The organism is Pedobacter ginsengisoli (assembly GCF_002736205.1).
Classification (GTDB): domain Bacteria; phylum Bacteroidota; class Bacteroidia; order Sphingobacteriales; family Sphingobacteriaceae; genus Pedobacter; species Pedobacter ginsengisoli_A.
This window is the reverse complement of sequence record NZ_CP024091.1, coordinates 529,890-543,362: the sequence shown is the minus strand read 5'-3', so window position 1 is coordinate 543,362 and position 13,473 is coordinate 529,890. Positions and strand designations below refer to the sequence as shown.

The following is a 13,473-nucleotide window of genomic DNA, read 5'->3' as shown; positions in this document are numbered from 1 at the left end:
ATTCACCTTGGTCAGGTTTGTTTCTCCAAGAAGTAGGTTGATATAAAAATGGTCAATCATTAAAAAAGATGATTTTATGGCTTGTTTAAACCCAGTACATTTGCAATATAACCGCTTGCTTTTACCCCTTCATTTACAGAAATGTTAGTGGAGGCAATATTGGCTTCTCCACCTGCTGCGCCTATGTTTCCACCCGCAGATACACCTGCTGAAATACCCCAGTCTGTTACCTCTACTCCACCATTTGGCCCGGCACCAATGGTGATGTACTCCATCACAGATGCGCCTGCTGAAACTGCTATTACATTTTGATTACCAATATGCCCTTCTACTCCTATGCCTGCGCCAATGGTTGCTTCTTTAAACGTGCCGTTCTCATTAAAGTTAAGGCTCATATCTCCCACAAAACTTTCGCCACCGGATATGCTCATGGAGTTACAGTTGAACCCGATCTTTGCAGGGCCCAGCCCCAGCGTTCCTTTAAAGTTGGCACAATAATCTTCTTCCCATTGCTTTGGCCTGGATGGCTTCTTATCTTCTTTACATCAGTAATATATTTTGCCTGTGCATCCAGAAGAAAGCGGTTGCTGTTATCGTTCAATTGAACCGGCATCCAGTTAGCATAATCCCTAAAAAAAATACGGCTCACCAGTTCGCTTTTTTGAGCAAACTGGTTGGTGAGCTTTGCCAGATCAGAAAGATATTGCTGACTTTCTTTATTATATTCTTCGCAACGGGCTTTTTTCATGCGTTCCATTTCTTCCTCTTCTTCTCCCTTACCTTCGCCATCTTCTAATTTATTCAACAACGCATTATATTTTTTGGTGATCGCACTTGTCTTTTTATTGTAAGCGGTGGTTAATGCTATTTTATCCTGGGTAAAAATCTGCTCAAGGTCGCCTTTCATTTTTAAGTACCAAGACGCACTTTCATTTACAATACTGGCAGCTTTCACCATCATCATTGCTGTTCCTTTGTTCTGGTTGATTGTTATTGGTTGCTGAAGCTTTGTTTAGGTGTACAAAAGCGGCCACTTTATTTGCGTTCGTGTTCAAACTGTCTTTTGTAATGCTTTTACTTGCAAACAAAGCAGCATTGTTCATATCGCCAAGGTTATAATAAGCTGTGGCCATATTAGATAGTATATCCGGATTGTCGTTGATTTTACCATTCACATATTGTAAAACAGGAATTGCTTTTTCAGCATAACCATATGCATTCAGAAACGACGCCAGGTTGTTGGCCGTATTCATATCATTGTAGTCTGCCTGGATGGCTTTGCAGAATAAAATGCTGTTGTTGGCTTGTTGCCCAGCCATGCGCCAATAGCTTCTGCAGCAATTGCTTTTGGTGCCGTTATTTTTTTTGTTTTTAGGTAACTGTCTATCTTGGTTACATTATCTGCATTCAATTTGGTGGACACCGTATTTTTTAGGTTATCAATTAATTTTTTAAATGCATCATTGCTCAACACTGCATTGGATATAGCATCTAATAAGGCTGAACGTACAGGCGCTTTGAATGTGGGTAAGATTGCCACCGCTTTCTTTATTGCGGCCTTCCGACTGTGAGGCAACAGGTGCCGTGCTTTTAAATCCTGCAGGGTAATTAATCGGTGGCAATTGATCAATTTTTTCCAATGGCTTGAAGGTGTAGTCTGATGTTTCAAAAGTCGCAGCATCCGGTATTGTTCCTTTATCTTTTATCACTCCAGCAAATGTTGGCTCTTTGGTATATTATTTTGAACAGCACTATTGCTTTTGATAAAAATATTGCCAAGCAGTATATTTGGTTCGCTGCAATACCAGCCAATACGTTTATACAATTGGTCAGGGGGCCTGGCATTATCATTTCTGATTACTTCCTTGCCGTTTACCGAAATAGCAACCGAAGTACCACTTACCGCTACGCTTACATGTGCGATGTCTTTTTCTTTAAAAGCAGTAAGTCTTACATCCTGGTTCATTTCCTTATATTGGCCTTTCCTGAATTTACATTCTGTTGTGGTTTCGCCGCTCATAGCAATGCTAAAGTCCATTCCTTTATCAATAGCGCTCGCCATATTCATGGGTTGAGGGTATTTATCTTTAGGGTCATAAGCATCCAACCTGAAATAATGCAACACTCTTTTGTTGATAATACCAGGGCCAAAATATATATCATAATTTACCGTATAGTTTGGTGTGAGCGGCTTTTCCAGATCGGGATAGAAAGTAAATTTTGCAGGGATCGAAACCCATTTTCCGCTTTGCCCACTTACGCTTGTTAAAGAAGCATTGGCAAAACCATATCCTGCTGTATGCCATTTTTTAGATGCTATTTCACCGGCAGGATAGCCTTCAAAATCTTCATACAAGATGGTGTGGGGATCTTTATTTTTTGCTGATGCAGTTGCAGAAACAGCAGTAGGTGTTAAAGCAATATTGCCCGTAGCTCTTGCTGGAATTTTTACAGGAGCATAAACCATAGTTTTTCTTGCATCAGGTTGCACCAGCCATTTGGCCACAAAATCAAAATTAAAATTATTCAATAAAGAATATACCATGTGCGATATACCTGTGCCAAACCTAGTATCGAATTTTGCAGGATTTCCTTGTAGTGTTACATTTGTTGGTGTCAGGTTAACATATAACCAAAGTGGATCATCTTTTTTTGACTGGTCAATGGTTTGCAGAGTTGTAGTAACAAGAATGTTATACTCTGAAAATGTTTTACTGATGGATTTCCCGTTGATGATCGCTTCGGGATTAAGAAGGTAATGTTCATTACCATCGTTGATGGCATTATCATAGTTATAATTTGCATTTAATTTGACCACTTCATTGTAATAAGGTGCCAGTCTTTCCAATGCTTTTTTTACAGGCTCTGCCGAGTAAGGATTTTTTTGCATAATGCCAGGATAAGCTGCCATTTGCTGCTGAATATAGGCCACGGCATCTTTTACCAGCACTGGTTTAAAGGGCCAGTTGCCATTTTTAGGAACCACCACGCCAATTTTAAAAACCTGTTGACCATTGTCGTGATAATGGTCAAAATAAGTGCGATAGTTATAGACATTAGGCTGGATCTTTTTATCTATTCCTTCTTTGGCTAATTGAGCTTCATCATCTCCAGTCGTAAATTGCGCCTGCTCTGCAAAAAAATACATACCACCAGGATTAAAGCCTTTAATATACACACCCGGAAAATCATTAAACCCTGCCACTAATCTTTGGCCTTGTTCGCAACAACGCAGATCAATTTTTCCATGAGCAAACGTTGCCGCATACCCTAAGAAATTTACGCCATAACTATGTATCGGGCCATTGCCTGTCACGTACCAACGTTCATCATTTTTTGCAATGGTACGCATCACCATCCCACGAGGCAAGTAGGATTGTTGTATCCAGTTGATCAACATATCCGAAGCCTGCTGCTGCCCCACTGAATAACCGTATCCATACTGGCTTTTAAGGGGTTTGTAAATAGTTTTAGAATTTATTGGATTGCTTATGTATTGCCAGCCAATTACCGAATCCCTGCTCAGTTCCTGGTCACTCTGCGCTTTGCAAGGCACAAAATATAGCGTAAAGAAAAGGACGAAGATGGTTTGTATTTTTCTCATTGTTAAAATCAGTCTTTGTTATCAAAAAAATACCTGGGTTTTAAACTGCTCTCCCTTATTCAAATTGGCATTGTAATCAAATCTTATGAAAATGAAGAACCGCTTCTATTTTGTTTTTATCATAATTACAGTCATACAAACTCATATAACTTTCCCATGGCCTGTCACCGTATCTGCGGGAATAGAACCGTATAAAATATTTACTTTCACTTCCCGATGATGATTTCCTTACCAATACATTTCCAGTAAAGCTATACACGCTTTGACTTTTAAATTGTTTGGTTTTTATCAGGTTATTATAATAATCATAACCTGAAGTAGTTGAAGATTGTATCGTAACATAAGATTTCCCGTCTGCTGTGTAGATGGTGGCTGAATTCAAACTATTACCATAGGTGCCGCTGCCTGATGCCCAGGTGCCTATCAGTTGTTGTTTATAATTTATACTTTTTTCGCCCACTCCTTTTATTCTCAGGTTAAATAATAAAAAGTGTAAAGCCATTTCTACCTCACTACCTAAAATGTTATCCGTAGAATTAATAATGGCTACTTTATCGCCAGCTTGTACAAGCAATACAGTTGCTTTGATCACATCATACCCACCTCTTTTCTTTATGCTATTGGACATCATATAATAATTCAATCCCTGGCAGGTCATCCCTTTTTCGCACTCAGCTTCTGTAAATACTGTGATACCTGGAATCCGTGTTTCCCAGCCATCAAACACCTCGAAAAAAATATGCGACATATCATTTTCTAAATTACCCGATGATTTTATCATACCCATAAACTCAATAATTCTTTTTCCTGTAGTGGTGTTTTTCTCTAACATTAAACTATTTCCACCTGCATTTAAACTCCAGGTGGGCGGAACAGTAATGGAATACAGATTTTTATTTCCTGAACCGGTAGTAGCAGTTATGGGAGAAACTGCGTTTGTGCTGTTGTTCTGTGCAGTTGCCGTTTCGTTCAGGTCGAGGCTTTTTATAAAATCCAGTATCTGGTTTTGATATTTATCGGTATTGGTCATGATTACCACGTTTGCCATTTTGCCGTTGCCTGTAGCGGTTATCAACGTTACTAATCCTTTATTGGCGCCATCGGCATAGCTGGCTTGTCCCGACAAAACGCTCCATCCTTTTTCAGTAGCAGGATCTTGCAGGGTTGGTTCTCCAGAAACAGACAAGGTACCTTTTACCAGTTTTTCCCAGCTGGTAGTAAAGTTTTCGTTTGCCGGTGCCTCCGTCGCTGCCGAACGTAAAATAATAGCAGCTGCATAACTTCCTTTACCATCGTTTTTGGTGGACAGTTGAATGCCATTTGCCATTTCTGTTTTATCCCAACCGTTGGGCATGGTATAGTTTAATACATCAAAAGTCTGCCTTTGGGCAAAAGTCGATGTAACCAAAATAATATTCATCGTAAAAAGAATTATCTTTTTCATATACAAAATTTATGTGTTAAAAATAGGCGGCTACAATAGCCCCAGCAATCATTAAAAAAGATGATTTTTTTTGTAACTACAAGATGGCCAGATCAATGACATCAGCTACAGCCACTTTCAACTTTTAATTGGCCGCCTTATTTATCTCACAACAATAGCATTGCCTGATGAATTAAGTGTGGTATTTCCCAAATTGACAGCCACTCCATTTTTCCAGTATTTGGCTACACTGTATGCTCCGTTGTTTTCCCATCCCGATACATATACATCATTGCCAAAAACCGCGATACCTGTAGCGCCCGATGATGCTGTTGATAATTTTACCTCGATCCCATTCTTCCAGTATTTGGCAAAAGTTGGCCCACCACCATAATAATTCTCCTGTTCATATCCTGCCACATATACATCGTTTCCCTTTACGAAAACAGCGGTTGCCACGCCTACCGAAGCCGTACCTGCGGTTAGTGTTGCAACAGTTCCGTTTTTCCAGATGGTAGCCATGGCCAAGCCTGTTGATGCATTGTTTTGGTTGCCTGCCACATATTTATCGCTTCCGATTGCGAAAACAGCATTGGCAAAGCAATGCTTATCGTTATTGGGTATGGTATTAGCTGGTATTGTCCCGTTTGTAAATTCCCATGGCGAAAATCTTCCTTGTGAGTTGCGATAGCTTCCAACGGCATAAACATTGTTGTTATTTATATAAATTCCTGTACAAGAGCCATTACCGGTAACGACCTGTGATACAATGGGATCATTAACACTTATGGTTGTACCTGTCCCGTTTTTCCAGTATCGGGAAAGATCAAATCCGTTGATGATTTCCCAGCCGCCAACATGCACATCGTTGCCGTTTACAGAAATGCTATTGGCAGCGGATTCGTTGATGCCAAGCGTTGTTTTAGTACCGTTTTTCCAATAATTGGCCAATTGTAAATTATTAATCCTTTCCCTTCCAGCTACATATACATCATTACCATTTATAAATATGGAATTCAATCCCGACTCTTCGATACTCAACGTAACAGCACTACCGTTTTTCCAGTAAGTAGCCAAAGGTCGGCTGTTATTATTCTGAGAGCCCGCTACAAATACATCAGGTACATAAGTAATATTACCGCCGGTTGTAGTTTGGGCACCTGTTTTTATTTTTACTTCACCGCTAACAGCTCCTACAGCAGGAACAATTATCTTCAGCTGTGTAGCCGTGGCCGATTGTACTATGGCTGCTACCTCATTAATAGTAACCGTATTATTGAGGACTACAGTAGAAAAATTGCTGCCAGTAATACTAAGCGTGTCGCCATAGTGTAACGTGGTGGCAGATAAAGAAGCTACTTTAAGTGTAGTATCTTTTGGTGTTGGATCAGTAATGGGAGTGCCATTCTCTTTTTTGCAAGAAGACAATGCAAATAGGAACAGCACAAATGCTATACCCGATGCTGTTGCAAATGTGTTATATTTTATTGTTTTCATATAGATTTAGTTTTTTAATTGAAAAAATAGTATGATATAAAAGTAGATTAGCCTAAAGACTGTAGCAATCATTAAAAAAGATGATTTTATAAATGAAATATGATACAAGCACTTTAAATCTCTCTATTGTTTATAATACTTCTCCTTAATCTCCGGTATCAATACTGATAATTTTTTGATCCTCGTCTCATCCGAAGGATGTGTAGATAAAAATTCTGGTACTTTGCTTTTGTTACCCGCATTCATCCGTTGCCAAAAGGGAATCGCCTCATCAGGATCATAACCAGCCATGGCGGCAAATATCAAACCCAGTTTATCGGCTTCGCTTTCCTGCATACGACTGTTAGGCAATGAAAGTGCAAGGTTAGATCCTACCATGTACAAGCCTACAAACAAAGCCTGTGTTTCCTTCTTTTTTTCTTTTAGCGCATCCTGCAATACCATTCCGCCCAAGCTAACTAGTAAGCCTTGGCTCATGCGTTCATTACCATGGTGGGCAATGGCATGCGCAATTTCATGCCCCATTACTATGGCTAATGCATTTTCGTTCTGTGTATAGGGTAACAGTCCTGTATATACCACTACTTTACCACCTGGCATACACCATGCATTTACAGTTGCTGCATCAATGGTATGATAATCCCATTTAAAATTTTTCAGGTCATTACTCATCCCATTTTGTTGCATATAGGTTTCTACAGCCTGTTGAATTTTTGTACCCACCCGTGTTACCTCCTGCTCCCTTTCATCAGCGTTTGTAAGTGTGGTACTATTTTTTATTATGGTATCATATGCGGTAAATGCCAAAGTGGTGAGCATGGCATCGGGTACCAGGGTGAGCTGCTTGCGACCAGTAATGGGTACGGTTTTGCAAGCAAAAAAAACTGTTACAAGTCCTACTAAAATCAAGGATAAGACCCTTTTCATTTTCGGTTATTTAATCCCTTTTAGTAAATCCTGTGCCTTATTGCCAAATATGGGCAATGGTTTTTGTTCGCCATTAATGGCGTTGATAAGCGCAATAACCCAAAGCACCAGAAAACCTAGCGTGATAAGGTTAAAACCTATAGAGATTATCCATCCCACATAAGGAACGAATACAAATAGCATTTGGATAATAAAAATAACAAATGCACAAAGCATCAGGAATAAGGATTGCCTGATATGAAATATAGCTAACTGGGCTTTATTTTTACTTAATTGAATGTAAGCTATAACCCATCCAATAATAGTAAGATAACTAATGATAGCAATAGTTTTCTTATCCATTTCGTGTGTTTGTTCTGTATTCATAGTATAAATATTTTAGATATTGAAATTTAATAGTGTAAAACTAGAATTGCAGAAGAGGCACATCAATCATTAAAAAAGATGATTTTCACAGTTACACGCCTAAAAAATCGTTAAAAAAGAGGATGGGAAATATGATTTCGCACTATTTAATTTGCAGGCAGAAAAATGTAAATTAGGGTATGAAGAAATTAGTGCTGGTATTTTTAATTGGTTTAATAGGTTTTGCCACTCTTGCACAAACGGCCATAAATAAAGACAGTTTACTAAGATTACTGCCTAAAGCAAAAGAAGACTCTGCTAAAGTTTTATTGTATTTAGAGGTAGGCAATGTCTATGAACTAAACAATCCACAAATGGCTGCAAAATATTATCGTCTTGCTGGCCAATTGAGCAAAAAACTAAATTATAAAAGGGGTATTGTTAAATATATCTCCAACTATACGGCTTTATTGGATCAAAAAGCCCAGTTTGATAGTTCATTACTATTAAATAAACAAGCCATTGAATTAGCAAAATCTTTAGATGATAAACTGGCATTGGCTAAATGCTATGCCAATACAGGAAACGTGTATCAATATTTAAATGATGGAGAAAATGCTTTGCAGTATTACGAAACTGCTAAAAAATATTTTGAAGAAATTGGAAACAAACAATTGGTAGCCCGTATTTGCGATGTTATGCAAAATTGCTATCGAAAATTGAACCAAATTGAAAAGGCATTGCAATTAGGAAGAGAAGCTGTAAGTATTTTACGAAAGGAAGATGACGCAATTGCTTTGGGTATGGCATTAACCAACCTGGGCAATAACTATGAAACAGCACATTCTGACAGTGCTTTTGCCTGTTATAACGAAGCCTTGGCTATTTTTAAAAAACAAAATCATAGCCGGGGTGTAGAATCTAATCTTTTAAATATAGGCAATATTTATTTGCACCGCTACAATGCTGATGGTATGAAACCATATTATGAAAAAGGATTGGCATTAGCTCAACAACTTGAAGACCCCGAAGGCGAAACCATTGCCAATAGAGGAATGGCGCACTATTTTTTGTATAAAAAGAATTTTGTAGAAGCTATAAAATCAATCAACAAAGCATTATTCATTAGTGATAGCCTTGATTTGAAATACGAACACCAAAAAAATTTAAAATCACTTTCTGCAATATTGTACGCAACCAATAATATTATAGGTGCCGAAAAAGCATTAGATAGTGCGGGATTTATTGAAGATCAATTGAATGGCGATGAAGTAACCTTAAAGACTTTAGCAATTTCTAAAAAATTTGAAACAGAAAAAAAAGAAGCCCAAATAAAATTACAGGCAGCAGAAATTCGACAAAAAAGCCTTCTTAATTATTTTTTAATAGCCGGAGCCGTCGCTTTTTTAGCAATTTCCTTACTCACCTATCGCAACTACAAGCACCGCCAAAAATTGCAACAGGCAAAGATTGATGAATTAGAAACCGAAAAGCAGCTCACTGCAACCGAAGCCGTACTGAAAGGCGAAGAACAGGAACGTACCCGCTTGGCCAAAGACCTGCACGACGGATTGGGCGGGATGCTGAGTGGCATCAAATTTTCGTTAAATACAGTGAAAGAAAATCTAATCATGACCCCCGACAACGCTCACGCTTTTGAGCGCAGCATTGACATGCTGGATAGCTCTATTAAAGAAATGCGACGTGTAGCACATAATATGATGCCCGAAATACTGGTCAAATACGGGCTGGACACTGCGCTAAAAGAATTTTGTACGGAGATAGATCGCAGTGGCGTAGTACATGTCAACTATCAGTCTGTGGGCATGCAACAAGCCGAAATAGCGCAAATAACCTCGGTTACCATTTACCGTATTGTACAAGAATTGCTGAACAATACGATTAAACATGCCAATGCCAAAAATGTAGTGGTGCAACTACATCAATCGGCCCAGGAAAAACTACTGGCCGTTACGGTAGAAGATGATGGCAATGGCTTTGATGCTGATCTATTGAAACAATCTGGTGGAATGGGCTGGCCAAATATTCAAAACCGCGTTGAGTTTTTAAAGGGTCGCATAGACCTGCAATCGAGCGAAGGTAAAGGCACTTCGGTAATGATAGAAATTAATATTCAAGAACAGGTGATGAAAACAGGTATTTTCGTAGTAGATGATCACTACATGGTGATAGAAGGCATTCGTTCTTTGTTGCAAAACGAAAAAGCGATCGATTGGATAGGACATGCTACCAATGCAGAATCCTGCTTAGGTTTTCTCACTGCATGAACCCGATGCTACAAGACTGGCCTTGCTTTAGCTTTAATTTTGAATAGCCACCAAGGTAATCTACTATAAAAGCACCTTCCAGATTATAATAGAGCAAAAAAGTTGGTAGATTGGGTAACCCAATTTGATTGACCCCATTCGGCGAATTTCAGAATCGAACACGTCAACATTGGTAGTGTAAGTGAGAGTTTCGGCAAAACTGGTTCTCCCCCCTCATTCTGGTGGAAATTGCCCCTTTTTATTTCTCAGGCCACATTTTTCAATACTAATTGATCTATCCGTTTTGAAATTTCGGGGCTAAATAACAGCCTCTAGGCTATGATTTTTACTACTGACATATTTAGTCCACTTCGAAGTCTGAATCGTTTATAGGGGCTTATTTGAAATGTTCTTGAAAAGCCTAAGGAGATGGACTATTCAGTGTACCTGGTCTAGTGAAAAAATCCTACAGTACCTTTCCAATGTTGAGCCATTTGTTAATGGCGGATTTTATTTATCATCATATTATTTCAATACCGTATCATAAATCTGATTCAACAGGTCTTGTCTCATTTTTGAGTTCCTTTGGTCTATTAGTATAATGATACCCCAATTTTTAGCTCTATTGTAGCATATAATTGAAGATTGACCCATAGAATCTCCTGTTTTTAAATAAATTGTATTTTTCTCATCTGTTACAATGTTCGTCCCTAATCCCATTTCTCTTTTTTCATCTTTATAGAAGACTTTTTCTGTCATTATAGCAGCTTTACCTATCCTTGTTTCTTTGTTTAAAACTGCTTTTAAAAAGGTCACCATATCAGAAGCATTAGACTTTACCAATCCTGCAGATGCTGTAATATTCCATTCAAAGAACTCCTGAATACCTCCATTGGGGTTGTGGCCAATCGTCCTGTTTTTTACATTGAAATCTTTGGTTAATGTATTGGTCATCTGTAATGGCTTTATCATTTTGTATCTGATGATTTCATCATAACTTTTGCCATAAACTTTTTCTAGGATCTGCCCAAGTAAAGTATAACCAATGGTAGAGTAACGGTATTTACCGTAATCCTTTAGCTCGCTACAATTGTTGATGATAGAGGTAAGTGTTTTTTCGGTTACACTACTTACAGGTTGCTGAGGATTTAGTTCAATTAACTTTCCAAAATCTATATCAGGTAAGCCAGATTGGTGAGATGCCAGGTCCGAAATTTTTATTTTGTTTTTAAGATTCTCATGTAAGATATATGCTTTAGGAAGAAAGTCATCTATATAATCATCTATTCTTAATTTATGATCAATAACCGCTTGTGCAATTAAATTTGACGTTAAAATTTTAGTGATAGATGCAATTTCGAATATTGAATTCTTATTAATTTTCATTTGACTTTCGGCATTCAAATTACCATATGTGGTATAATATTCCTTATTATTTTGAACAAAGCCGACGCTGATTCCTATGTTAGGATTTCTTTGATGACTATCATTTATTATTGAATCAATCTTTTTGGTGATATCTTGTCCAAAAGAAAAGCTACTTATAAATAGCAGCACTACTAAGATTTTTAACGAAGTTTTCATTGTATCGATTTTATGGTAAAAATTATTTCGATACAAACATGGGGAAGAAACTGACGCTATGCGACCGAATGAAAATACTCGAACGCATTTGTTTCAAAAAACAAGTACGAATCTTTCAAAAAAAGAGTACGAGTAATTACAAATTACTGAATTACAGATTTTTGCGATAATAAGTTGGTGTATTACCTGTATGTTTTTTAAAAGCAGTATTAAAAGAAGATTTTGAATTAAAACCAACTTCATACAGAATTTCTAAAATAGTTACCTTGCTATTTGCAACATCTTTCAAAATATCCATAGCACGTGCTATCCGATAGCTATTAACGAAATCATAAAAATGCTGCTCTAACTGATGGTTAATTAAAAGAGATAAGTCCCGAACGGGAACTTTAATATCCTTTGCAACATCTTGAATTGTTAAAGAAGGATTAAGAAATGGTTTTTCTTCAACCATGTATTGCTGCAATTTAACCAGTTCTTCAGTATATTCTTTTTCTTTTATACCTGTTTGCTCACTATTCTTTTTTTCTGAAACAATCTCAGAAACAAGTTTTAATTTTGAATCAATATTTCTAAATAAGCCGGGATTATTTAATGCTTTATACAAATACCAACAAATAATAAACAGGTTAAAAAATAGGAGCCCAATTTTAATCCATTCTGAGATGTAAGGATAATCAGAAAATTTGAAAATGTTTTTTAAAAGCGCTATCAGATATAATATTGTCAATGCAATGGTAAACTGAAATAACCAGTTATAGGAACTAACATTTCTTCCTGCATAATTTTCAAGATATAGTTTTTTTGATTTTCTTAATACACTAAAAACAGCAATAATATATATAACGATTTGAACATGGATCAAAATATGGCTAAACTGCAGTTCAATCATGTTTTTACGATTTATGATAAAACTAATTTTCGATGCAGTATCTACGGCGTAAAACCTTGGTATTAAAATCAAATTACTAACTAAAAATGGCAGCAGATGCAGGATGCATTTGGGTTTAAGTTTAAAATCAGAGTAACAAACGGATAATACATAAAGATAAAAAACAGGAATTTGAAGGAAAGCGAATGTATTTCTAAGCATTCTCAGGTTTGATGGTCCGTCAACCATCGTATTAAACAAAGGTTCACAAATATCCACTGCTATTATCAACAAAAAAACAGCAAACAGCACATTACTTATTTTATTTTTTGTTTTAACTGTAACCAGAAAAAAGGCAAGAAACAGCGAAATGAACAACGAGACTGTAGTTACACTAATTAATAAATTAATTTTATCCATTCCTTATTCTTCTTTTTTTATTTTCAGGCCTTTTATCGAACTCTTAACCAATCCTCATAATGCATTTCAAATTTGATCTCTCCGTTAGCATAACTGCCTACAGGAGTCCAGCCTTGAAGATTATAGAATCGTTCTGCGCGAGTATTTGGAGAAGTACCCAGTACTACTTTTTCGGTCGTCTGTTCAAAATACCAATCAATCATTAACCTGTGTAACTCCTTGCCAATCCCTTTTTCTTCAAATTCCGGATCAACAAATAGCGCCCAAACACTTCTTTCTTTGAGGTCTATAATAGAAAAACCAACCACTTGCCCGTCCACTTCACAGACCCAGCCCTTTCCTTTCTCAGAAATATAAAATGCTACATCTTTATCTGGAACAAGATTGGGATCACTAAGTGTATTTTCTTTCACCAAGTGCCTTACCACTTGCATCTGTTTTATATCTGAAAGTCTCGCAGTTCTAAAAATCATAATAGGAAGAGTACAAATCCCAACCATTAATAAAGGCTGCCTTTAAAGTAGCCTTTATTACT

General features: G+C 37.3%; 13 protein-coding genes. 1 reads left to right on the top strand and 12 read right to left on the bottom strand.

All coding sequences use genetic code 11. From position 1 onward, the window contains the following. Positions 1–74: 74 nt before the first annotated feature. From CPT03_RS02195 to CPT03_RS02150, 9 genes are all read right to left on the bottom strand, one after another. A complete protein-coding gene (locus CPT03_RS02195; RefSeq protein ID WP_099437310.1) occupies positions 75–431 on the bottom strand; it encodes a hypothetical protein in 357 nt (118 codons plus the stop codon). Continuing rightward, positions 428–964, bottom strand: a complete 537-nt coding sequence (locus CPT03_RS02190) for a hypothetical protein (protein WP_157766322.1) — start codon at positions 962–964, stop codon at positions 428–430. The genes CPT03_RS02195 and CPT03_RS02190 overlap by 4 nt, the downstream gene beginning before the upstream one ends. Next, positions 930–1,253: a hypothetical protein gene (locus CPT03_RS02185; RefSeq protein ID WP_099437308.1), complete on the bottom strand. Its 324-nt coding sequence runs from the start codon at positions 1,251–1,253 to the stop codon at positions 930–932. The genes CPT03_RS02190 and CPT03_RS02185 overlap by 35 nt, the downstream gene beginning before the upstream one ends. Continuing rightward, on the bottom strand, positions 1,250–1,681 hold the full coding sequence (locus CPT03_RS22725; RefSeq protein ID WP_157766321.1) for a hypothetical protein: 432 nt from the start codon (positions 1,679–1,681) through the stop codon (positions 1,250–1,252). Before CPT03_RS22725 ends, CPT03_RS02185 begins: the two co-directional genes overlap by 4 nt. 24 nt (positions 1,682–1,705) lie before the next feature. After that, positions 1,706–3,604, bottom strand: coding sequence for a hypothetical protein (locus tag CPT03_RS02170; RefSeq protein WP_099437305.1), 1,899 nt, complete (start codon positions 3,602–3,604; stop codon positions 1,706–1,708). A 76-nt stretch (positions 3,605–3,680) separates the two neighbouring features. Continuing rightward, positions 3,681–5,048: a hypothetical protein gene (locus tag CPT03_RS02165; protein WP_157766320.1), complete on the bottom strand. Its 1,368-nt coding sequence runs from the start codon at positions 5,046–5,048 to the stop codon at positions 3,681–3,683. A gap of 141 nt (positions 5,049–5,189) precedes the next feature. After that, positions 5,190–6,524, bottom strand: coding sequence for an IPT/TIG domain-containing protein (locus CPT03_RS02160; protein WP_099437303.1), 1,335 nt, complete (start codon positions 6,522–6,524; stop codon positions 5,190–5,192). Positions 6,525–6,647: 123 nt separating this feature from the next. Continuing rightward, a complete protein-coding gene (locus CPT03_RS02155; RefSeq protein ID WP_099437302.1) occupies positions 6,648–7,451 on the bottom strand; it encodes a M48 family metallopeptidase in 804 nt (267 codons plus the stop codon). A gap of 6 nt (positions 7,452–7,457) precedes the next feature. Then, the gene (locus CPT03_RS02150; RefSeq protein ID WP_099437301.1) at positions 7,458–7,817 is read right to left on the bottom strand and encodes a DUF4870 domain-containing protein; all 360 of its coding nucleotides are present in this window, start codon (positions 7,815–7,817) and stop codon (positions 7,458–7,460) included. 179 nt (positions 7,818–7,996) lie between these two features. Here CPT03_RS02150 and CPT03_RS02145 point away from each other — a divergent pair, with 179 nt between their 5' ends. Continuing rightward, positions 7,997–10,084 carry a tetratricopeptide repeat protein gene (locus tag CPT03_RS02145; protein ID WP_099437300.1) on the top strand — a complete coding sequence of 696 codons (2,088 nt, stop codon included), beginning with the start codon at positions 7,997–7,999 and terminating at the stop codon, positions 10,082–10,084. Positions 10,085–10,588: 504 nt separating this feature from the next. Here the strand turns inward: CPT03_RS02145 and CPT03_RS02140 are convergent. From CPT03_RS02140 to CPT03_RS02130, 3 genes are all read right to left on the bottom strand, one after another. After that, complete coding sequence (locus CPT03_RS02140; RefSeq protein ID WP_099437299.1) at positions 10,589–11,647, bottom strand: serine hydrolase domain-containing protein; 1,059 nt, start codon at positions 11,645–11,647, stop codon at positions 10,589–10,591. A gap of 151 nt (positions 11,648–11,798) precedes the next feature. Then, complete coding sequence (locus tag CPT03_RS02135; protein WP_099437298.1) at positions 11,799–12,938, bottom strand: helix-turn-helix domain-containing protein; 1,140 nt, start codon at positions 12,936–12,938, stop codon at positions 11,799–11,801. A gap of 32 nt (positions 12,939–12,970) precedes the next feature. After that, positions 12,971–13,372, bottom strand: coding sequence for a GNAT family N-acetyltransferase (locus CPT03_RS02130; protein WP_245869951.1), 402 nt, complete (start codon positions 13,370–13,372; stop codon positions 12,971–12,973). Between the last annotated feature and the right edge of the window lie 101 nt (positions 13,373–13,473).

Coding starts and splice junctions, on each gene's coding strand:
- CPT03_RS02195 (WP_099437310.1), bottom strand. CDS start 431: ATGAGCATATCCGGTGGCGAAAGTTTTGTGGGAGATATGAGCCTTAAC.
- CPT03_RS02190 (WP_157766322.1), bottom strand. CDS start 964: ATGATGATGGTGAAAGCTGCCAGTATTGTAAATGAAAGTGCGTCTTGG.
- CPT03_RS02185 (WP_099437308.1), bottom strand. CDS start 1,253: ATGAATACGGCCAACAACCTGGCGTCGTTTCTGAATGCATATGGTTAT.
- CPT03_RS22725 (WP_157766321.1), bottom strand. CDS start 1,681: ATGCTGCGACTTTTGAAACATCAGACTACACCTTCAAGCCATTGGAAA.
- CPT03_RS02170 (WP_099437305.1), bottom strand. CDS start 3,604: ATGAGAAAAATACAAACCATCTTCGTCCTTTTCTTTACGCTATATTTT.
- CPT03_RS02165 (WP_157766320.1), bottom strand. CDS start 5,048: ATGAAAAAGATAATTCTTTTTACGATGAATATTATTTTGGTTACATCG.
- CPT03_RS02160 (WP_099437303.1), bottom strand. CDS start 6,524: ATGAAAACAATAAAATATAACACATTTGCAACAGCATCGGGTATAGCA.
- CPT03_RS02155 (WP_099437302.1), bottom strand. CDS start 7,451: ATGAAAAGGGTCTTATCCTTGATTTTAGTAGGACTTGTAACAGTTTTT.
- CPT03_RS02150 (WP_099437301.1), bottom strand. CDS start 7,817: ATGAATACAGAACAAACACACGAAATGGATAAGAAAACTATTGCTATC.
- CPT03_RS02145 (WP_099437300.1), top strand. CDS start 7,997: ATGAAGAAATTAGTGCTGGTATTTTTAATTGGTTTAATAGGTTTTGCC.
- CPT03_RS02140 (WP_099437299.1), bottom strand. CDS start 11,647: ATGAAAACTTCGTTAAAAATCTTAGTAGTGCTGCTATTTATAAGTAGC.
- CPT03_RS02135 (WP_099437298.1), bottom strand. CDS start 12,938: ATGGATAAAATTAATTTATTAATTAGTGTAACTACAGTCTCGTTGTTC.
- CPT03_RS02130 (WP_245869951.1), bottom strand. CDS start 13,372: ATGCAAGTGGTAAGGCACTTGGTGAAAGAAAATACACTTAGTGATCCC.